Below are 20040 nucleotides of genomic sequence, written 5' to 3'. Positions count from 1 at the left end.
GATTCGTGGTCCCTCCTGCCGCGCCCCTGAACCGAATTTCTCACGTCTTGGCCCGGGACTGGTCATGTGCCGCTGCACATGGCATGGCGAAGACGTATCTGCGGAGACCGCATGACCCTTTTTTCCGAACTCGGCCTGCGTGCCGAACTGCTGCGTGCCGTCGAGGCCCAGGGCTACACCACCCCAACCCCAATCCAGCGCCAGGCCATTCCCGCCGTGCTCAAGGGCGGCGACCTGCTGGCCAGCGCCCAGACCGGCACCGGCAAGACCGCCGGCTTCACCCTGCCGATGCTGCAGCGCCTGGCCGACGGGCCGCGCCCGGGCCAACGCCAGATACGCGCACTGGTGCTGACACCCACGCGCGAGCTGGCCGCCCAGGTGGGCGAAAGCGTCGCCGACTACGGCCGCCATTTGACGCTGAAGAGTCACGTCATCTTCGGCGGCGTGGACCAGCAGCCCCAGGTGGATGCCATTCGCCCCGGGCTCGACGTGCTGGTGGCCACCCCCGGCCGCCTGCTCGACCTGCAACAGCAGAAACACGTCGATCTCTCGCGCGTGGAGATCCTGGTACTCGATGAAGCCGACCGCATGCTCGACATGGGCTTCATCCACGACATTCGCAAGGTGCTGCGCCTGCTGCCCGATAAGCGCCAGAACCTGCTGTTCTCGGCGACCTTCTCCGACGAGATCCAGGCACTGGCCGACAAGTTGCTCGACAACCCCGAGCGCATCGAAGTCGCGCGTCGCAACACCACCGCCGAGACCGTCGACCAGGCGGTCTACCGCGTCGACCGCGACAAGAAGCGCGAACTGCTCGCCCATCTGATCACCCGCCACGCCTGGCATCAGGTGCTGGTCTTCACCCGTACCAAGCATGGCGCCAACCGCCTGGCCGAACAGCTCTCCAAGCAGGACATTCCGGCCATGGCCATCCATGGCAACAAGAGCCAGTCGGCACGCACCAAGGCGCTGGCGGCCTTCAAGAGCGGCGACCTGCAGGTGCTGGTGGCGACCGACATCGCTGCCCGCGGCCTGGACATCAGCGAACTGCCCCATGTGGTCAACTTCGAGCTGCCCAACGTCGCCGAGGATTACGTGCACCGTATTGGCCGCACCGGTCGTGCCGGCAGCGACGGCCAAGCCGTCTCGCTGGTCTGCGTCGATGAACACGGTCTGCTGAAGGGTATCGAGCGACTGATCAAGCGCGACCTGCAAAAGCACATCGAACCCGGCTTCGAGCCCGACCCGAATGCCAAGCCCGAACCGATCGAGAACGGCCGCAACCGACGCGGCGGTCGCAGCCAACCTCGCCAGGACGGCGCCAATCGAGGTCAGTCCGGTCAGCGCAACGGTAACGGCAACGCTGCCAACGGTAATGGCAACGGTGACGGCCAGGCACCGCGCCGTCGGCGCAGCCGCGGCGGCCAGCGTGCACGTCGCGCCTGAGCGGCTTATCCGCTAGAGGCCTGGTAGCGGACGAGGTAGCGGGAGAGATTTTGGGAATTGCTCGTCGCGGCGAGGGGTTTTTCAGCGACGGCAATGAACAGGAGAACCGACAAGTGGCAAGGCCATGACGACTGACGCCAGACCCGATCCTCGTCGCATTGCGCTGTTTCTGTTGCTGATGGTTCTCGTCGGCCTCAACCTGAGGCCGGCGCTTTCCTCCCTCGCTCCGCTGCTGGTCCGGATCAAGGCGGACACCGGCCTGTCGCCATTGGCCATCGGTGCCCTGACCACCCTGCCGGTACTCTGCCTGGGTATCTTCGCGCCGCTGGCGCCCTGGCTTGCCAAGCGCACGGGGCCCGAGAACACCCTGGCCCTGGCTCTCGGCCTGTTGATTCTCGGGCTGATGTTGCGCGGCGCACCGCCGCTCCCGCTACTGTTCGGCGGCACCCTGCTGGTGGGCGCTGCCATCGGCGTCGCCGGCACGCTGCTTCCGGCCCTGGTCAAGCGCGAACTGCCCGGCGGAGCGGACCTGATGACCGGGGTCTACACCATGGCCCTGTGCCTGGGTGGCGCCCTCGGCGCCGGCTTGAGCATCCCCTTGGCCGATGCCATGGGCAGCTGGCGCTGGAGCCTGGTGAGCTGGGGGCTGCTGGCCGCGGTGGCCCTGCTCGCCTGGGTGTCGCTGATGCCGCGCGCGCCTCGCAACCTGCCCGCGCCGCCCCCCGGCGGCAGCATGCGCGAGCTGCTCGGGCAGCCGTTGGCCTGGCAGGTGATGCTGCTGATGGGCACGCAATCCTCTCTTGCCTATATCGTCTTCGGCTGGCTGCCGACCCTGCTCCAGAGCCGCGGTTATAGCGAAGCCGAAGCTGGCTGGTTGATGGGCGCTTCGGTCATGGTGCAGCTGATCTCGGCACTGGGCGCGCCATGGCTGGCGCGCTTCGGTCGCGACCAGCGCCCGGCGCTGCTGCTGGTGTTGGGCTGCGTAGCGGGCGGCCTGTGGCTACTCCTGCAGGCCGACGTTCAATGGCGCTGGCCGGGCGTGGTGCTGCTGGGGCTCGGCCAGGGCGGCAGTTTCAGCCTCGCGCTGACCCTGATCGTGCTGCGTACGGCCAATTCACGCCTGGCAGGCAAGCTCTCCGGCCTGGCCCAGGGCGGCGGCTACACCCTGGCCGCCATGGGGCCCCTCGCGGTAGGCGTGCTGCTGCAGCTCGAAGTGAGCATGGGCACGGTCACCGCCGTGCTGCTGTTGATCGTGGCCGCTGCCGCCGCCTTCGCCCTGCTGGCCGGGCGCAATCGTCGCCTGGATCTGGATCAGAGCGGGAAGCTATTCACGCATTAACCCCCGCCAACCTGAACGCGGCTTGACCTCGATCAACACCGTATCGGCGCCTTGGCGTGCTAGCCTGTTTCTATTCTTTCTCCACGAGGCAGCCCCTACGTCATGTCCCGCGTCGTGTTCCAGGCCCGCGGCCTGAAGCGCTTCTACCCGATGGGTGAAATCACCATCCAGGCGCTGCGCGGCGTCGACCTGGAGCTGCATGCGGCGGAGCTGGTGGTGATGCTGGGGGCTTCCGGCTCGGGCAAGTCCACCCTGCTCAACATTCTGGGCGGTCTGGACAGCCCCAGCGAGGGCTCGCTGCTTTACTATCCGAGCGACCCACGCGACTCTCAACACTCCGCCCCTCGCCACCCCGCTTCTCGCCACTACAACTCCAATAGGGCTTCGCCCGCACAGGCCCAGGGCATTGACCTGGCACGCGCCAACCAGCGCGAGCTGACCCGCTTTCGGCGACATCATGTCGGCTTCGTTTTCCAGTTCTACAATTTGATCTCGAGCCTCACCGCGCGGGAGAACGTCGCCGTCGTCACCGATATCAGCCGCCACCCGCTGTCCCCCGAGGAGGCCCTGGCGCTGGTGGGCCTCGAGCACCGTCTCGACCACTTCCCTTCGCAGCTCTCTGGCGGCGAGCAACAGCGGGTGGCCATTGCCCGCGCCGTGGCCAAGCAGCCTGACGTGATGCTATGCGACGAGCCCACCGGCGCCCTCGACTTCCAGACCGGCATCCGGGTGCTGGAAGTCCTCGAGCGCATCAACCGCGAAACCGGCACCACCGTGGCGATCATCACCCACAATGAGGTGATCGGCGACATGGCCGATCGCATCGTGCGCCTGCGCGACGGCAGGGTTGAGCAGTTGCAGGTCAATACCCAGCGCCGCATGCCGCAAGAGCTGCGCTGGTAGCGCCGGCGGCAAACGCCATGCAGACACTCGACCGCAAACTGTATCGCGACCTATGGCGCCTCAAGGGACAGGCACTGGCCATTGCCCTAGTCATCGCCAGCGGCGTGATGACGCTGATTCTCGCCGTGACCACCCTGGAGGCGCTGTCCGGTGCCCGCGACCGTTTCTACGCCAGCCATCACTTCGCCAAGATCTTCGTCGAGGTCAAGCGCGCGCCCCTGGGCGTGCTGGAGCAGCTGCAGCGACTCGATGGCGTCAACCTGATCGAGCCTCGGGTTCGTGCTGCGGTTCGGCTGGCGGTACCCGGTTTCGGCGATCCGGTACGCGGCCAGTTGCTGTCGCTGCCCGACGGCCGCCAGCCGCTGCTCAATCGACTCCACCTGCTGAGCGGCAGCCTGCCGGAAGCCGGGCGCGACGACCAGGCGGTCGTTTCGGACGCCTTTGCCGAGGCGCATGGCCTGCGACCGGGCGACACCTTGGAGGCGATCGTCAACGGCCGTCATACCCGGTTGACGATCTCCGGTATCGCGCTGAGTCCCGAGTTTCTCTATCAGGCCGCTCCCACCGATCTGATGCCGGACTATCGCCGCTATGCGGTGCTATGGATGAACCAGCGTTCGCTATCCCGCGCCTACGGCATGGAAGGAGCCTTCAACAGCCTCAGCCTGACGCTGCAGGCCGGGGCCAGTCAGGACGACATCATCGACGCCCTCGACCTGGCGCTGGCCCGCTATGGCGCCACCGGGGCGCAAACCCGCCATGACCAGCAGTCGCATCGCTTCATCGAGGAGGAGCTCAACCAGCAGCGCATCATGGCCACCGTACTGCCGACGATCTTCCTGACAGTGTCGGCCTTCCTGCTCAACGTAGTGATGGGGCGCATCATCCAGACCCAGCGCGAGCAGTTGGCCATCCTCAAGGCCTTCGGCTATCGCGACACCGAACTGGCTCGGCACTACGGCCTGCTGGCGGCATCGATCGTCATGTTCGGCTGGGCCATGGGCGTTGCGCTGGGTGGCTGGGCCGCCAGCGGTCTGGCCGAGGTCTATCGGGCGTATTTCCGCTTTCCCGAGATGCGCTTCGGCGTACCAGCCTGGGCATTGGCCCTGTCGTTCGCGGTGACGCTATGCGCCGCCCTGGCTGGCACCTGGCATGCAGTATGGCGGGCGGTCAGTCGCCCACCTGCCGAAGCGATGCGTCCGCCGGCACCGCACCGCTTTCGCCGCAGCTGGCTGGAGCGTTGCGTTCCCCCGCCCTGCTCGGCAACGAAGGACGTATCGTGCTGCGCAACCTGGCCCGGCATCCCGCCAAGGCCGGCTTCTCCATCGTGGGTATTGCCCTGTCTGCCGGCCTGCTGATGATCGGCGCCTATCAGCTCGCCGCCGTGGACAAGATGATCGATCAACAGTACCGCCAGGTACTGCAGATGGATGTCGAACTCACCTTCAACGAACCGACGCCGGCCCGGGCCGCCGGTGAACTGCGCCACCAGCCTGGCGTACTGGCGGTGGAAACCTGGCGCCGGGTGCCGGCGACGCTGATCCACGGCCACCGCGAGTACCGTACCAGCCTGTTGGGAATGGAGCCGGAGCCACAGCTGCGCCGGGTGCTCGATTCCCGTGGCCAGGCTCAACCCGTGCCCGAAGCGGGGATCATGCTGACGCGCCACCTGGCCGGGATACTCGACGCCAGGGTCGGCGATACGCTGGACGTGGCGGTCATGGAGGGGCGGCGCGAGCGCCTGCGCCTGGCTCTCGTCGCCGTGGTGGACGAACCGCTGGGTGTCGGTGCCTATTTGCGCCGCGACACCCTCAACGCACTGATGCATGAAGGTCCTGCGGTGAGCGGCGCCTGGCTGCTGATGGACCCAGCACATACCGCCGAGCTGCATGCCGCACTGTGGGAGATGCCCAAGGTGGCCTCGATCGGCCTGCTCAACGAGGCCGAGCGCGGCATTCGCGACTACATGGACGAGACCCTGCGCATGTTCGCCGTGATCTTCGTTGCCATCGCCTCCTCCATCGCCTTCGGCGTGATCTACAACAATGCCCGTATCGCCTTTGCCGAGCGCGCCCGGGAGCTGGCGACCCTGCAGGTGCTGGGCTACACCCGGGCGGAGGTCGCGCGGATACTGCTGGGAGAGATCGCCCTGCTCACCCTGGCGGCCATCCCGCTGGGCTGGGCCATCGGTACCGTCTTCGTTCGCCTGCTGCACCAAGCCTTCAGCAACGACCTGTTCCGCATACCGCTGGTATTCACCTCCCAGGTCTTCGGCTTTGCGGCCGCGGGCGTGTTGATCGCTTCCGTGGTAGTCGGCGTACTCGTTTTCCGCCGCCTCGGACGTCTCGACAAGCTGCGCGTCCTCAAGGCCGTGGAGTGACGATCCATGGCTCCAGCACAACAGGGAAGAGCATGAATGGGGGAAGAGCATGAATAAAGGTCGCAGTTGGATACGCTACGCCATCTGGGCCGCGCTGGGACTCGGGCTGCTCGCCTTGCTGGCCTGGGCGTTGCGCCCCATGCCGGTGCCGGTCAACGTGGCGCGGGTCAGCGTGGGGCCTTTCACCGATTCGATCATCGAAGAGGGCCGTACCCGCCTGCGCGATACCTGGAACGTCTCGGCACCGATCGCCGGCTTTCTCCAGCGCGTGACGCTCGAGGAGGGTGACCGGGTTGCGGAAGGCGATACGCTGTTCCGCCTCGAGCCAAGCCCCGCGCCAGCGCTGGACGTGCGGACGCGACAACAAGCAGAAGACAGCCTGCAGGCCGCTCAGGCCCGGCTGCGTGCCGCCCAGGCCAACCTGGAGACGGCCCGTGCCGACCGGCGCTTCGCCGAGGCCGAGTATCAGCGCTACCGCCAGCTTCATGAGCGCAACCTCATCTCCACCGCCGAGCTGGAGCAGCGCCAGAACCAGCGTGACCGGCTCCGGGCGCTGGAAAATTCCGCGGCATCCGGGGTCGAGGTCGCGCGCTTCGAGGTGGAGAGCGCCAGGGCACTGCTCGCCGTGGCCAGCGGCCAGCGTAGCGAGTCGGACCAACCGGTATTGCAGGTGCGTGCTCCGGTCTCGGGCTGGTGTTGACCCGCTACCGCTGTTGCGAAGGCAGCGTCTCGGCCGGCGATCCGATCCTCGAGCTGGGCAGCCTCGACGACCTGGAGATTCAGGTCGACCTGCTCTCCATGGACGCCGTACGCCTGCGTCCCGGCATGACCGTCAACATCACCGGCTGGGGCGGCGAACCGCTGACAGGCCATGTCAGACGCATTGCGCCTTCCGGTTTCACCCGCACCTCGGCACTGGGCGTGGACGAACAGCGGGTCCCGGTGATCGTGGACTTCGCCGATGGGCTCGATCTGGCCACGCTGGGCCTGGGGAGCGGCTTTCGCGTCGATGCCGAATTCGTGGTCTGGGCGGCCGATGAGGTCCTGCAGATGCCTACCAGCGCGCTGTTTCGCCACCAGGGAGAGTGGAGCGTATTCGTGATCGAAGCGGGGCGCGCCATGCGCCGGCCAGTGGAACTGGGGCGACGCCAAGGGCTCGTCAGCCAGGTGCGCGCCGGGCTAGAGGCGGGCGAAACGGTGATCATCCATCCCGGCGAACGAGTCGCGGAAGGCGTCAGAGTCAGAGCCGACGAGTGAGTTCCCCGGCGAGTCCCGCTATCATGTCGCTCGCGCGCCCAGCCGCGCCCTCGAACACGACAACGCAGGAGCTGCCATGAACGAGTCCACCTTCGCCGATCGCCCCGTGCTGGTACTGTACACGGGAGGCACCCTGGGCATGCTGCCCAGCGCCCAGGGGCTGGCACCCGGTGGAGACATCGAGGCTCGATTGCGGCGCGCCCTGGCCACCCTTCCGCCCACGCGCCAGGCCCGCCTGCCCCAATTCACGGTACAGGCGGTGGACGATCCCATCGACTCGAGCGCGGCGACACCGCGTGACTGGCAGCGCCTGGGAGGGACCATCGCCGCCCAAGTGGGTGAATATGCCGGCGTGGTCGTACTGCACGGCACCGATACCCTGTCGTGGACCGCCTCCAGCCTGGCTTATCAGCTTCAGGGCCTGGACCGCCCCGTGGTAGTGACCGGGGCCATGCATCCGCTCGAGGCCGAGGGCAGCGATGCCCTGGACAACATCGAGCTCGCCCTGCGCTTCGCCGCCAGGCCGGAACTGCAGGAAGTCGCCGTGGCCTTCTGCGGACGCCTGCTGCGGGGCGTGCGCACCCGCAAGACGCACAGCGAGGCCGACGACGCCTTCGCCAGCCCCAACTACCCGATTCTCGGCGAGCGCATCGAAGATGACGTGATCCTCTATCCCGGCCGCGGACTCGAGACCCAGCAGCGCGGCGCTCCCCGTTTCGAACTCCCCGACTATACGGCACTGGCCGATGGCGGCGTGGTACGCCTCGTGCTCTGGCCCGGCATCCAGGCCTGGCAGCTCGACGCCTGGCTGGACGATGCCCGTGTGCGCGGCGCGCTGCTCGAAGTCTGGGGCGGGGGCAACATCCCGGCGGACCCTGAACTGATCGGCGTGCTGGCCAAGGCCAGCGGTGAGGGCAAGCTACTCGCTGCGATCAGCCAGTGCCCCTTCGGTGGTATCGCTCCCGGCCACTATGCTGCCGGCCAGGGCCTGGTACAGGCTGGCGTTCTCTCGGGTGACGGCATGACCGCCGAAGCCGTCATGGCCAAGCTCGTCCACCTCCTGGCCCAGCCTCTGGACGAGCAGGAGCGGCGGCGACGCTTCCTCGCTCCGTTGGTCGGCGAGCGCTGAGCGTGGCGCCCATGCTCGATAAGCAACCCTGCATGTCCGTTCGACACGAGCTAAGTTGAATCTAGGAAAGATCGACAATCACGGCCTGCATGCCGTCTGGAGCGCAACATGGAACACCCTGTCCATCCCTTCACCGAACTCTTCGAACAGCTGGGGTTACCCGCCGATGAAGCCTCGATCAAGGCGTTCATCGAGCGCCATGCTCCACTGCCCCGACCATGGCGCTCTACGAGGCGCCATTCTGGAATCACGCGCAGGCCGAGTTTCTCGAAGCCGCTCTGGAAGAGGACGCCGACTGGGCCGAAGTCGTCGATCATCTTGATACATCGTTGAGGAAAGCTTAAGGCCTCAAACGTATGAATATTGGCCATTCTGCTAGGCTTGGCCGAGGACAACAAGAATCAGCATAGGCGGGAAAACATGTCGATCGATAGGATATCGACTGCGGAAATCTCTGTCGCGCCTGGCCCCGCCGAACTGGGCCTTCCTCCACTACCCGACACCCTGCGTTCCCGCCTGGCCGAGTGCCGTACCTTGCCCAGCCTGCCGGCAGCGGCGGCACGCGTGATCGCCATTGCCCGCTCACCCGAGCCGCGCCTGGCAGATTATGCCCGCACCTTCGAGCAGGACCCGGCGCTGGCCTTGCGCCTGCTCTCCATGGCCAATAGCGCGTTCTATTCACGCAATGGCAACCCGGTCTCCTCGAGTCTCGATGCCGTTTCGCGCATCGGCCTCGACGCCACCCTGGCCATTGCCTTGAGCTTCGGCTTGCCCCGCCCACGTGCGGGGGGAAATCTCGACCATGAGTACCTGTGCCAACGGGCCATCATTGCCGCCTCGGCCACCCAGGAGCTGGCCCAGCATCTCTGTCCGGACCACGCTCCCCAGCTCTTCACCACCGCGCTGCTCCAGGATATCGGCATACTTGCTCTCGAGGCACTGGATGGGGAAGCCTACGTCGCCAGCCTTCCCGACCTGCACCAGCATCAGAAGCTGGCCGAGGCCGAACGTCAGCGCTACGGCTGCGATCATGCGCTGATCGGCGCCTGGCTCGCCGCCAGCTGGGGCGTACCCGGCCCCATAGCGGCCGGTATCATCGACAGTCATGGACCGCTGGCAGACGGCGATCCACGACAGCTCTGCCTGCGCCTCTCCTGCCGCATCGCCGATTGCTGGCTGGCGGCGGATTCCGCTACCGCCTTCAGTGCCCTGCTGCGCCAGTTGGCCTCGCTCGCGTCGCTGGACATCGTCATGCTGATGACGGTAATGCAAGAACTACAGCATCGCCTGCCCTCCCTGGCGCGCCTGTTCGAAATCACCTGTCCTCCAGCCATCGACAGCGCTCACCTGCTAGCCGAGGCCAAGGAGCTGTTGTTCGAGCAGAACCTGCGCATGACCATCCGGCTCGCCGAGCAGCAGCGTGAGCTAGAAGCACTGCATGCCAGCCATGTGGTCCTCGACGAGCAGCATCGCACCGATCACCTGACCCAACTGGCCAACCGCCCCTGGCTGGAGAAGCGGCTCACGCAGCACTTCGACTGTGCTCGCCAGACCCGGCAGCCGCTCACGGTGATGTTCATCGACCTCGATCACTTCAAGCGCATCAACGACCGCTTCGGGCATCGCTTCGGCGACGAAGTGCTGATCCACTTCGCCGCGGCACTCAACAACATGGTGCGCGAAAGCGATATTGCCGGCCGCTATGGTGGGGAAGAGTTCCTGGTCATCATGCCCAATACGCGGCGCCAACAGGCAGGCATCCTGGCCGACCGTATCCGCGAATACTTGGCCAGCCAGCCTTTGGCTCAGGCCGATGGCGAGCCGCTTCACGTGACGGCCTCAATCGGCATCGCCGACCTGGAGGATGGCGAGTTCGAGGATGCCACCGCCCTCGTCGACGCAGCCGATCAGGCCATGTACGGGGTCAAGCATGGCGGCCGCGATGGCGTGGGCCACTACGAGGAGCCGGACTCTTCCACGTAGCGACTGACTCGACACGCTCCCGATAGAGCCTCGAAACGCAAAGAGGGCGGCCTGCTGGCCGCCCTCATTCGTTGCTCGGTCACCTCTGGATGAAAGCCCAGGTGACTAGTCGTGCAGGTCACGCATCAACAATGCAAACTCGATCCGCTCCGGCGCGATGGGCTCACCCGGCACCGGGATGCGCACCACATGGCCGGAGCCTGGGGCTGCCTGAACCGATTCGCCCCGCTTGTCCTGGATGTGCTCGAGCCTGAAGCGCCGGTTGCCGCCAGGCAGCATCAGTTCCATGCCATCGCCGACCTCGAAGCGGTTCTTGACCTCGATCTCCAGCATGCCACGATCCGGATCGTAGCCAGTCACCTCGCCGACGAACTGCTGGTGCACCCCGACCGAATTGCCGCGCTCGTAGTTCTGGTATTCATCGTGCACGTGGCGACGATAGAACCCTTCGGTGTAACCGCGGTTGGCCAGGTTGTCGAGCTCGTCCATCAGGCGCATGTCGAAGGGTCGTCCGGCCACCGCATCGTCGATGGCACGACGATAGACCTGGGCGGTGCGCGCCACGTAGTAGTGCGACTTGGTGCGCCCTTCGATCTTGAGCGACGTCACCCCCATCTCGGTGAGCCTGGGCACGTGCTGCACGGCGCGCAGATCCTTCGAGTTCATGATGTAGGTGCCGTGCTCGTCTTCGAAGATCGGCATCAGTTCGCCCGGCCGGGTGGCATCCTCGATCAGCGCCGAAAGCTCGTCCTGCCCCTCCACGCCGCCGGCCGTGGCCGTGCTGTGGGTGGTACTGCCGCCTCCCGACGCAATCAGGCCACTCTGGCCCGGGCTCCAGATGCCGCTTGCCGCATGCGCTGCCGCCGAGTTGGCCGGCACCAGGTCACCGGTCTCGTCCTGGGCGGCGGCCACGGTGTTGTACTTCCAGCGACAGGCGTTAGTGCAGGTACCCTGGTTGGGGTCACGGTGATTGAAATAACCGGAGAGCAGACAGCGGCCCGAATAGGCGATGCACAGCGCACCGTGCACGAAAGTCTCGATCTCGAGGTCCGGGCACTCGGCGCGGATCTCGGCAATCTCCTCGAGCGACAGTTCCCGCGACAGGATGATGCGGCTGATGCCCTGCTGCTGCCAGAACTTCGCCGCCGCCCAGTTGACCACGTTGGACTGCACCGAGAGATGAATGACCTGCTCCGGCCAGCGCTCGCGGATCATCATGATCAGTCCCGGGTCGGACATGATCAGCGCGTCGGGGCCGGCCTCGATGACCGGCTCCATGTCGCGCAGGTAGGTCTTGAGCTTGCTGTTGTGCGGCGCGATGTTGGAGGCCACGTAGAACTGCTTGCCCCGCTCATGGGCATAGGCAATGCCGCGGTGGAGGTTCTCGAGCTTGAAGTCGTTGTTGCGCACACGCAGCGAATAGCGCGGCTGGCCGGCGTAGACGGCATCGGCGCCATAAGCGAATGCATAGCGCATGTTCTTGAACGTCCCCGCCGGGGAGAGCAGTTCGGGAGCTTTCATTGGAGTCACCGTTTTCAGGACGATGGCGAGTCACTGCCTGAAAACTGGCTGCGCTAGCCGACTTTTCAGACAGCGCCTGGGCGCTGATATGGGGCCGCATTATATCAGCTGGGCACCTCGCCAGCACCACCAAGCCACGTGCACTTGTCTTTCCGGTCAAGTAGAATGATGCGCGCCGGACCGGATCCCGGCACCCCGCCTTGGCGGGAGTAACAAATTCTCCGACTCAGAGTCTCACTATGCCCAATGCTTCCCCAACGCCACCGTGGTGATCTACTCCGGCGGCATGGACTCCTACACCGTACTTCATCGCGCCCTGAACGAGGGCCGCGACGTTCACGCCCTCTCCTTCGACTATGGCCAGCGCCACGCCCGCGAGCTGGAGGTCGCCGCCCGTGTGTGCTCCGCACTCGGCGTGCCGCACCAGGTAGTGGACATCCGCGCCATCCATGGCTTGATCGACAACTCGGCGCTGACCGATACCAGCCGCGACATGCCCGAAGGCGACTATGGCGAGGAGAACCTCACCGCCACCGTAGTGCCCAACCGCAACATGGTGCTGCTGTCGCTGGCCATCGCCAAGGCGGTAAACATCGGCGCCAGGCGGGTCGACTACGGCGCCCACGGCGGCGACCACGTGCTCTATCCCGACTGTCGCCCCGAGTTCGTCGACGCCATGAACGCCGTGGCCGGTATCGCCAACTTCGAGCCGGTCGAGATCCACGCGCCCTACCTGCGCTCGAGCAAGGCGGAGATTCTTGCCGATGGTCTGGCCATGGGGCTCGACTACGCCAACACCTGGACCTGCTATCGCGGCGAGCAACTTGCCTGCGGCCGCTGCGGCAGTTGCCGCGAGCGCCTTGCGGCCTTCGCCGCCAATGGCGTGGCCGATCCCCTCGGGTACTTTTCTCAGCGGCCCGAAACCGCCGCACAGCGGCCCGAAGCCGCCGCCCTTCTGCAGCCCGAAGCCAACAACGGCGGATCAGCGGGAGATGGCGTCTGATGTATCACGTCAAGGAGGCCTTCTACTCGCTGCAGGGAGAAGGCGCACGGACCGGGCGCGCCAGCGTCTTCTGTCGTTTCAGTGGCTGCAACCTATGGTCGGGACGCGAGCAGGACCGGGCCCAAGCCGCTTGCCGCTTCTGCGATACCGATTTCATCGGCACCGATGGCCAGCACGGCGGTCGCTTCGCTACCGCCGAGGCGCTGGCGGACCACCTGGCGGCGCTGTGGCCAGCGGAAGGCGGCGTGGCGACACCTTACGTGGTGTTCACCGGTGGAGAGCCGTTGCTACAGCTCGACGAATCCCTGATCGAGGCCATGCATGCGCGCGGCTTCGAAGTCGCGGTGGAAACCAACGGCACCCTGCCTGCCCCAGCGGGCATCGACTGGCTGTGTGTCAGCCCCAAGGCCGCCACTCCGCTGGTCATTACGGAAGGCGACGAACTCAAGCTGGTCTATCCCCAGCCGGAGGCCTTGCCCGAACGCTTCAGCGAATTCGCGTTCCGTCATTTCTTCCTGCAGCCCATGGATACCGCGGTGCTGGGCGACGACACCAGCCACCTCGACGCCACACTCGCCTACTGCCTGGCCCATCCGCAGTGGCGGTTGTCGCTACAGACCCACAAGATCACGGGAATCGACTGATGACTCTCTTCGTCAATCGCCTGACCCAGCTCGACGCTTCGCTGTGGTGCCCGCAGCGCGGACTGACCGGAGTCAGTTGGTTCGTCGACGCCGAACTCGACGGCGAACTCGGCGAGGATGGCATGCTGTTCGACTTCGGTGAAGTCAAACCATGGATCAAGTCACGCCTGGACGCAGGCGCCGATCATACGTTGCTCGTGCCAATCCGCGCGCCGGGCGTCACCACCAGCGAGTGCAGCGAGGGGCTCTGCGTACGCACCACCGCCCCTTATGCCATGGAGGTGCGCGCGCCACGTCAGGCGTTCACCCTGCTGCCCTGGACCGAGGTCACTCCCGACCGGCTCGCCGAGCGTCTCGCCCGCGAGCTGATGAAGCGTCCTCCCCCTCGGGTCAGCGACATTCGCCTGCGCCTGCGCACCGAGACCATCGATGGCGCCGCCTATACCTATAGTCACGGCCTCAAGCACCACGCCGGCAACTGCCAGCGCATTGCCCACGGCCACCGCTCGCGCCTGCACGTCTGGCAGCGTGGTCAGCGTTGCCCTGAGCTCGAGGCCCAATGGGCCGATTTCCTCAACGATCGCTACCTGGTCGACAAGAGCGATATCGTCCGCCAGGTCGAACCTGAAATTCGCCCCAGCCTGACCAGCCGCTACCGCGCCGGCCAGGGCCGTTTCCACATACGGTTACCGCTGGAACGCTGCATCGTGATGAACGTACCGAGCACGATAGAGCACATCGCCGCCTGGCTGGCTCAACAAATAGCAGAAGAGACCGGCAAGACGACTCGCGTACAGGCCTTCGAGGGAATCGACAAGGGCGCCATCGCCGAGGCCAAGCCATGAGCCAGCGAGCTGCCGCCGGTGCGGCCGAGGCGTGTCGCCCCGGCTGCGGCGCCTGCTGCATCGCCCCATCGATCAGTTCCCCGATACCCGGCATGCCGCATGGCAAGCCGGCGGGAATCCGCTGCGTTCAGCTCGATGCCCACAACCTGTGCCGCCTGTTCGGCGACCCGCGCCGCCCCGAGGTGTGCAGGAGCTTCTCCTTCGACACCGAGCTGTGCGGCCAGAGCCGCACCGAGGCCCTGCAGCGAATCGCCTTCCTCGAATGCGGCACGTCAGGCCAAAGCGGTTAGCCGTTACCGACCGCCACGCGCCCTGCCATGCTGCTCGACTGCGGCAACTGCCGATCAAGTAGCGTGCGCCAGCGGATCAGGATCGGCGCATCACTGTGACTCACGCTGTCGAGCAGCGCACGGAACTGTTCGCGTATCCCTTCGTCGTGCTTGTCGACCAGCGTCAGCCAGGCCTCCAGCGCACATAGCTCCTGATGCCGGTTCTCATGCAGGCGCGAGCACTCCAGGGCCTGCTCCACCAGCAGACGCACCTCATCCGCGGGGCGCCCGAGGCGATGGCGAATACAGGCGAGCTGGACACCCAGCTCGGGTACGAACAGCGTGCTGCGCTCACGAGCGATCAACAGGCACTGATCCAGGTAATCTTCGGCCCTGGCGAGCTCATCCAGCGCCATGCAGGCATCGCTGTACCACAGCGTGGGGCGATGGTAACGGTCGCGCCCGGTAATCTCGCCGAGTTCCTCCTGAGCCAACTCCATCATGGTCAGTCCATCGCGGTCGCCCGACAGCGCTCGGCGCCAGCCGAGAATTCCCTGGGCCGATACCTGCCACAGATGGAGGTCGGGAGTCTCGGTCAAAGCCACGGCCTGCTCGGCACGGCGCGCTGCCAGGTGCACATGGCCGAGCTGCCGGTAGAGGGAGGCGGCGAACAACAGCGCCATCGCCAGTGACCCCGGATGACCGATCCGTTCGGCCAGACGAATTGCCGCCTCGACCTGCTGCTCGGCACGCCGGTAGTCGCCGCGCAAGCAGATGGCCCAGCCCTGGAAGCAGGCGGCAGCCACCTGGGGATGCTCGGAGAACGGCAGCCATTCGATCATCATCGGCTGCTCGAGCGGAGCGATCTCGTCGAGATGCTCGTAGGCCTGGCCGATGCGCCCGGCCCAGTATTCGCAGTTCGCACGAGCGTAGTCGGCCAGGCGCCGGTAGCGCGGGTCCTCGAGCCGGGCGGCAATGCTGGCCAGGCTGGCGGCCAACGAAAAGGCATCCGCATGCGCATGGCGCTGACTACAGCCGACCCACAGGCCCCACTTGACCAGGAAGGCCTGCTCCAGGTCCTCGGCATCCTCGGCGTGGCAGCCGCCATGCTGAACCAATAGTTCACGGGCCCGCACGAAACTCTCGTGGGCGGTCGGCGAGCCATGGCCCTCGAGGGCGAAAGCGGCCTGGCCACGTACCGTCAGCAGGCTGATCTCGCGCTCTTCCTGCCCTTCCACGTGACGCAGACTGGCGAGGCCGAAATCGGCCATCTTCAGCGCGGTACGGTTGGCACTGACCTTGAGCGCCTCGCGCGCCGCCAGCTCGAAGTAGCGGGCTCCGCGAGCGTAGTGTCCGCTACGCCGCAGGTGGGTGGCGAAATCGCCCGGGTGCCGGCCGATCCACATCGGGAAACGCTCCTCGATGAGGCTGACGACCTGGCGGTGGATACGTACCCGGACGTCGCGGGGACAGGAGAGATAGGCGGCTTCCTGCAACAGTTGGTGGCTGAACTGATATTCGCGACAGCCGCCCTCGCCCCCGGCGGGCTCGATGATCTCGAGCCGGCGCATCTGCTCCAGGGCGCGGTTGAGCTGGTTCATGTCCCAGCCGCTGCACTCCGCCAGGAAATCGAGGCGGAAGCGGCGGCCCAGTACCGCGGCGACATGCGCCACCTCACGATCGCCGTCGAGCTGATCGATACGACCGGCCAGCAGGCCGAGCAGGCCCCGCGGAAGCTCGTCGAGGTGCACGCTACGCCCCTCGCGCCGGTCCATCTCCAGGCGCCGGCAGATCTCCTGCATGTAGAGCGGTACGCCATCGCAGCGCTCGATGATCTGGCCACGCAGACGCGGGCTCAGGTGCAGCCGGTAGCGCCTGGCCAGTTGCGACAGCAGCCGCGACGACTGCATGGCATCGAGGTGGCTCAAGGTGACCTGCTGATCCCAGTGCAGGCGCGTGGGCAGCGCCTCGCGGCCGTGGTGGCTGGCCACCAGCATGAAAGCGCAGTTGATCGGCAGGCGCGCCTGTAGCCCGGCCAGCACGCGGAACGAAGGCTCATCAAGCCACTGCAGGTCATCGATCATCAGCACCTGGGTGCGCTCGATGGCCTGACGCTCGATGACCCGGCACAACATGGCAACGACGAGATCGACCGCCTCGCCGCTCTTGGCCAGTTGCACCACCTCGGTCGCCTCCTTGACTCCCAGCGCCTCTTCCAGCAAGCCCAACTGCTCGGGGCTCAGCGAGAGGTCGCTCTTGGCAATCAGTTCCTCGAGACTGTGCTGGTCGAGTTTTCCGTCCAGCCGCCAGCGCAACAGCGTGCGCGCGACACCATAGGGCTCCAGCACCGACAGGCGGGTCGTGGGCTGCCAGCAGATAGCCGCGTCGCGACTCAGCTCGAGCTGACGGAAGCCGACCATCAGCGCCGACTTGCCCATGCCGGACGCTCCCCGCACCAGCACACTTTGGCGCAGGCCGATACCGGCACGCGCCAAGGCATCGCGCAGCACGCGTAGCGACGCCTCGCGTCCCACCAGGCTCGGCGGCATGGCATCGCGCCCGCCCTCATTGTGGCCCAGCACCAGGGCACGCAGCCTCACGCGGCCGTCGCTCGCCACCAGCCGCGAGGAGAGACGCGGCTGCAGGTCCAGCGCCGGCGGCATATGCTGGCTTGCCTCCTGGGAAATGACCAACTCGCTGCCTTCGGCGGCACTCATCAGGTCCAGTGACCCCTGGGTCACCTGACCCAGCGGATCGACCAGCTGTCGCTCGGGCAGATAGACCACCCGGCCGCTGTTGAGCCCGGCCGCCAACTCGATGCGCGGCGGCTCGTCCTCTCCGCTCCAGTGGCGCGCCACCTCATCGGGCAGCACGCGCCGGCAGTGTTCGTAGAGTGCCACCAGCTCCGCCAACTGATGCGCGGGACCGTGGGTGCCGAAGCAGGCCAGCCCCAGCCCTCCGGTGGCGCCGGGAAGCCAGAAGCCCCCCAGGTGGTGGCACTGCTGCTCCAGCCAACGCATCAGTTCGATCTGCAGCGCCAGGCAGGCGCGGGTCTCGTCGCGAGCCGAGAACTCTCCCTTCACTCGCAGGCGGATCGCCATCACCGACAGCTGGCGCTGTTCGATCTCGTCCTCGCGCAGCGGCGAGCTGCCGGCCGCCAACGTGCGCGAGAAGGCGCCTTGCGGCGAGAGGCTTTGCAGATCGGGGCTGCCATCCGACCAGTAGCGCGCCAGCTGCAGAAAATTGGGCTCAGGCTGCTGGCCGGAGAGAGCCAGCAGCTGCAGGTAGGCGTTGTACTGCTCATGCGCGGCGGCCAGTTGTCCCTGCTCGGCGAGCTGACGCACCAGGCGCTCATGGAACGGCCCATAACCGGAGAAGCGGCTGACCAGCGTCTGCAACAGCGCATCGGGTACTTCGTCGTTGCGCTCGAGCACCCCCTCGGCGAAGCGGATGACCCGCTGGCGCCACTCGTTGCGCAGTTGAACCAGCCAGCGCTGGAATTCGGTACAGGCGGGTAACTGCAGCTCTTCCACCAGGTCGCCGCGATAGCGCTTCAGGAGCTGCTCGAGGGTGGCGACGTCCTGCTCCCCTTCCAACAGCTGCTGCAGCTCGTGGAGGTCGAAGCGCCAGCTCTCGGGTCGGCGAAAGGCAATGGTCTGGCGCGATACGACCAGCACCTGCTCGGCCTGCTCGCCCAGCGACTGACGCAGGCAGTGCAGCGCGTGGCGCAGGTTGGTGCGCCCCGAGGAGAGCCCCTGGTCGGGCCACAGCAGTTCGGCCAGACTGGCCCGGTTGACGGGTTGCTGATGAAGCAACAGATAGACCAGCAGCGCCTTGACCTTGTCGTAGCTGAACTGGGTCAGAACGTCATCACCCAGCGCCAGCGAGAACTGGCCGAATAGCGCCAGATGATCGCTGTCATCACTGTGTTGCACCATTACTGAAGCGTCCTGCATGACGGAACCCTGCATGGCAAAGTGGCGGCGTCAGGCCGGCACGCCACTATGGAAACGAAACGCCGTGTCCGGCGTGACTATTAGTTGTGCTTCGCATTCGGCAAAGAAATCCACCCGCTTGTCAATGGGATCCGACGAAATATGCTGCGCCAGCATGAGATAATCTTCGTAATGTCGCCCTTCGGACTTGACCAGCGAGCGATAGAATCTAGCCAGCTCGGTGTCGAGATGGGGTATGAGCCTCGCGAAGCGTTCGCAGCTTCTCGCTTCGATGAATGCCCCGATGATGAGGATATCGACAAGCCTGTCGGGTTCTTGAGGGCGAACGTGCCGGCGTAGCGATTCGGCATAGCGCGATGCACTCAGGTGGCGATACTCGATCCCCCGCGCCTCCATCAGCTTGACCACCTGCTCGAAGTGCAGCAGCTCCTCCCGCGCCAGCTGCGACATCTTGGTCAGCAGCAGCGGCTGGTTCACATAGCGGTAAAGCAGGCTCATGGCGGTGGAAGCCGCCTTCTTTTCGCACTGGGCGTGATCGATGAGCAGCAGCTCGGGATTCTTCAGTGCCCATTCCACCCAGGCATCGGGCGTGGGACAGGCAAGAAAGGCGAGCAGGCTCGGTGGCAGCTCGACGTCACTCAGGGTCGCTTCCAGGGTATCGGACATGTTTTCAGCTCGGAATTCTGGGTCAGGCAATCAACAGTGGGAGTCCGTACACGCTTGCAGCGCGCGTCGGCGTCTGCTCGCCTCCTCCAGCAATCGGGCACTCAGGCGCTCGTGAAGTTCAGCGGCAGTGAGGCCCACGGCGCCTTCCAGCGGTACCAGCCCATAGCACTGCAGGTCACGTATGCGGTCTCGGCCAACCCGCAACAACTCCACCGCACGCGACAGCGGCGGCTGCTCGGGACGGAAGCGGATGCGGTGGCGCTTCAGCTGTGCCTCCAGGCGGGCTTCGTCGTCGATGCGCAGGAAGCGGCCGGCCACTCGCTCACGCAGGCCGTCCAGCTCCACCATGCGGCTATCGCGCTGTTCGGCGGGCAGCGCCATCCATTCGCTAATCTCATCATCGGTACGCTGACACCCTCGGCATACGGAGTCGCCAAGCGTCGTCGAGCAGAGCCCCACGCAGGGCGAGGCGATACGCGCGCACATCTACCTATCCCCTGTCGTTTTACCGGCCCATGGTAACGCGACCCGCTCCGGGTGGCACGCTGTAGTTCGGCGAACATCGCGACGACCAAAGTCTAGGCCCTCGCCAGGAGGCCCAACTTAACATTGTCGACAGTTTCCCGTAGAATCGCGCCACCCAGTGACTACGGTTGTTTCACCAACCAAAGCGGGCATTTCGCCGATGTTCATCGACTA

17 protein-coding genes and 1 pseudogene are annotated in these 20040 nt (G+C 65.9%); 14 read left to right on the top strand and 4 right to left on the bottom strand.

Annotation, left to right across the window (positions count from 1 at the left end; translation table 11 throughout):
• The first annotated feature begins 111 nt into the window (after positions 1–111).
• The 10 genes and pseudogenes from EKK97_RS10855 to EKK97_RS10820 all read left to right on the top strand — a co-directional run bounded on the left by EKK97_RS10855 (position 112) and on the right by EKK97_RS10820 (position 10437).
• Complete coding sequence (locus EKK97_RS10855) at positions 112–1446, top strand: DEAD/DEAH box helicase (protein WP_159551803.1); 1335 nt, start codon at positions 112–114, stop codon at positions 1444–1446.
• Positions 1447–1570: 124 nt separating this feature from the next.
• Complete coding sequence (locus tag EKK97_RS10850; protein ID WP_159551801.1) at positions 1571–2785, top strand: MFS transporter; 1215 nt, start codon at positions 1571–1573, stop codon at positions 2783–2785.
• 102 nt (positions 2786–2887) lie between these two features.
• The gene (locus tag EKK97_RS10845; RefSeq protein ID WP_159551799.1) at positions 2888–3688 is read left to right on the top strand and encodes an ABC transporter ATP-binding protein; all 801 of its coding nucleotides are present in this window, start codon (positions 2888–2890) and stop codon (positions 3686–3688) included.
• 17 nt (positions 3689–3705) lie between these two features.
• Positions 3706–5046 carry an ABC transporter permease gene (locus EKK97_RS23775; protein WP_201297071.1) on the top strand — a complete coding sequence of 447 codons (1341 nt, stop codon included), beginning with the start codon at positions 3706–3708 and terminating at the stop codon, positions 5044–5046.
• Positions 4968–6068: an ABC transporter permease gene (locus EKK97_RS23770; RefSeq protein ID WP_201297070.1), complete on the top strand. Its 1101-nt coding sequence runs from the start codon at positions 4968–4970 to the stop codon at positions 6066–6068. Before EKK97_RS23775 ends, EKK97_RS23770 begins: the two co-directional genes overlap by 79 nt.
• A gap of 49 nt (positions 6069–6117) precedes the next feature.
• The gene (locus tag EKK97_RS23765) at positions 6118–6768 is read left to right on the top strand and encodes an efflux RND transporter periplasmic adaptor subunit (protein WP_201297069.1); all 651 of its coding nucleotides are present in this window, start codon (positions 6118–6120) and stop codon (positions 6766–6768) included.
• Complete coding sequence (locus EKK97_RS23760) at positions 6762–7325, top strand: efflux RND transporter periplasmic adaptor subunit (RefSeq protein ID WP_201297068.1); 564 nt, start codon at positions 6762–6764, stop codon at positions 7323–7325. Before EKK97_RS23765 ends, EKK97_RS23760 begins: the two co-directional genes overlap by 7 nt.
• 76 nt (positions 7326–7401) lie before the next feature.
• Entirely contained in the window at positions 7402–8454 is a 1053-nt protein-coding gene (locus EKK97_RS10830; protein WP_159551797.1) for an asparaginase, read from the top strand.
• 108 nt (positions 8455–8562) lie between these two features.
• Positions 8563–8798: pseudogene (locus EKK97_RS10825) on the top strand (DUF2789 domain-containing protein).
• Positions 8799–8874: 76 nt separating this feature from the next.
• Positions 8875–10437: a sensor domain-containing diguanylate cyclase gene (locus tag EKK97_RS10820; RefSeq protein WP_159551795.1), complete on the top strand. Its 1563-nt coding sequence runs from the start codon at positions 8875–8877 to the stop codon at positions 10435–10437.
• A 105-nt stretch (positions 10438–10542) separates the two neighbouring features.
• Here EKK97_RS10820 and trhP read toward each other — a convergent pair whose 3' ends face one another.
• Complete coding sequence (gene trhP, locus EKK97_RS10815) at positions 10543–11958, bottom strand: prephenate-dependent tRNA uridine(34) hydroxylase TrhP (RefSeq protein WP_159551792.1); 1416 nt, start codon at positions 11956–11958, stop codon at positions 10543–10545.
• 286 nt (positions 11959–12244) lie between these two features.
• Between trhP and queC the strand changes: the two genes are divergently transcribed.
• Genes queC through EKK97_RS10795 form a run of 4 tightly spaced genes read left to right on the top strand, consistent with a single transcriptional unit; the run spans position 12245 to position 14740 of the window.
• The gene (gene queC, locus EKK97_RS10810) at positions 12245–12961 is read left to right on the top strand and encodes a 7-cyano-7-deazaguanine synthase QueC (RefSeq protein ID WP_159555765.1); all 717 of its coding nucleotides are present in this window, start codon (positions 12245–12247) and stop codon (positions 12959–12961) included.
• A complete protein-coding gene (gene queE, locus EKK97_RS10805; protein ID WP_159551790.1) occupies positions 12961–13605 on the top strand; it encodes a 7-carboxy-7-deazaguanine synthase in 645 nt (214 codons plus the stop codon). Before queC ends, queE begins: the two co-directional genes overlap by 1 nt.
• Positions 13605–14450, top strand: a complete 846-nt coding sequence (locus EKK97_RS10800) for a 6-carboxytetrahydropterin synthase (RefSeq protein ID WP_159551788.1) — start codon at positions 13605–13607, stop codon at positions 14448–14450. Before queE ends, EKK97_RS10800 begins: the two co-directional genes overlap by 1 nt.
• The gene (locus EKK97_RS10795) at positions 14447–14740 is read left to right on the top strand and encodes a YkgJ family cysteine cluster protein (RefSeq protein WP_159551786.1); all 294 of its coding nucleotides are present in this window, start codon (positions 14447–14449) and stop codon (positions 14738–14740) included. Before EKK97_RS10800 ends, EKK97_RS10795 begins: the two co-directional genes overlap by 4 nt.
• Here the strand turns inward: EKK97_RS10795 and EKK97_RS10790 are convergent.
• Genes EKK97_RS10790 through EKK97_RS10780 form a run of 3 tightly spaced genes read right to left on the bottom strand, consistent with a single transcriptional unit; the run spans position 14737 to position 19827 of the window.
• A complete protein-coding gene (locus EKK97_RS10790) occupies positions 14737–18675 on the bottom strand; it encodes an ATP-binding protein (protein WP_159551784.1) in 3939 nt (1312 codons plus the stop codon). The two genes, EKK97_RS10795 and EKK97_RS10790, sit on opposite strands and share 4 nt — an antisense overlap.
• A 30-nt stretch (positions 18676–18705) precedes the next feature.
• Complete coding sequence (locus EKK97_RS10785) at positions 18706–19341, bottom strand: MiaE family protein (RefSeq protein ID WP_159551782.1); 636 nt, start codon at positions 19339–19341, stop codon at positions 18706–18708.
• A 30-nt stretch (positions 19342–19371) separates the two neighbouring features.
• Positions 19372–19827: a DUF1289 domain-containing protein gene (locus EKK97_RS10780; protein ID WP_159551780.1), complete on the bottom strand. Its 456-nt coding sequence runs from the start codon at positions 19825–19827 to the stop codon at positions 19372–19374.
• Between the last annotated feature and the right edge of the window lie 213 nt (positions 19828–20040).

Source organism: Billgrantia tianxiuensis, assembly GCF_009834345.1.
GTDB lineage: Bacteria > Pseudomonadota > Gammaproteobacteria > Pseudomonadales > Halomonadaceae > Halomonas > Halomonas tianxiuensis.
Note: the sequence above shows the minus strand (reverse complement) of the source record. Positions and strands in the feature narration are given on the sequence as shown.

Coding starts and splice junctions, on each gene's coding strand:
- EKK97_RS10855 (WP_159551803.1), top strand. CDS start 112: ATGACCCTTTTTTCCGAACTCGGCCTGCGTGCCGAACTGCTGCGTGCC.
- EKK97_RS10850 (WP_159551801.1), top strand. CDS start 1,571: ATGACGACTGACGCCAGACCCGATCCTCGTCGCATTGCGCTGTTTCTG.
- EKK97_RS10845 (WP_159551799.1), top strand. CDS start 2,888: ATGTCCCGCGTCGTGTTCCAGGCCCGCGGCCTGAAGCGCTTCTACCCG.
- EKK97_RS23775 (WP_201297071.1), top strand. CDS start 3,706: ATGCAGACACTCGACCGCAAACTGTATCGCGACCTATGGCGCCTCAAG.
- EKK97_RS23765 (WP_201297069.1), top strand. CDS start 6,118: ATGAATAAAGGTCGCAGTTGGATACGCTACGCCATCTGGGCCGCGCTG.
- EKK97_RS10830 (WP_159551797.1), top strand. CDS start 7,402: ATGAACGAGTCCACCTTCGCCGATCGCCCCGTGCTGGTACTGTACACG.
- EKK97_RS10820 (WP_159551795.1), top strand. CDS start 8,875: ATGTCGATCGATAGGATATCGACTGCGGAAATCTCTGTCGCGCCTGGC.
- trhP (WP_159551792.1), bottom strand. CDS start 11,958: ATGAAAGCTCCCGAACTGCTCTCCCCGGCGGGGACGTTCAAGAACATG.
- queC (WP_159555765.1), top strand. CDS start 12,245: ATGGACTCCTACACCGTACTTCATCGCGCCCTGAACGAGGGCCGCGAC.
- queE (WP_159551790.1), top strand. CDS start 12,961: ATGTATCACGTCAAGGAGGCCTTCTACTCGCTGCAGGGAGAAGGCGCA.
- EKK97_RS10800 (WP_159551788.1), top strand. CDS start 13,605: ATGACTCTCTTCGTCAATCGCCTGACCCAGCTCGACGCTTCGCTGTGG.
- EKK97_RS10795 (WP_159551786.1), top strand. CDS start 14,447: ATGAGCCAGCGAGCTGCCGCCGGTGCGGCCGAGGCGTGTCGCCCCGGC.
- EKK97_RS10790 (WP_159551784.1), bottom strand. CDS start 18,675: ATGCAGGACGCTTCAGTAATGGTGCAACACAGTGATGACAGCGATCAT.
- EKK97_RS10785 (WP_159551782.1), bottom strand. CDS start 19,341: ATGTCCGATACCCTGGAAGCGACCCTGAGTGACGTCGAGCTGCCACCG.
- EKK97_RS10780 (WP_159551780.1), bottom strand. CDS start 19,827: ATGTGCGCGCGTATCGCCTCGCCCTGCGTGGGGCTCTGCTCGACGACG.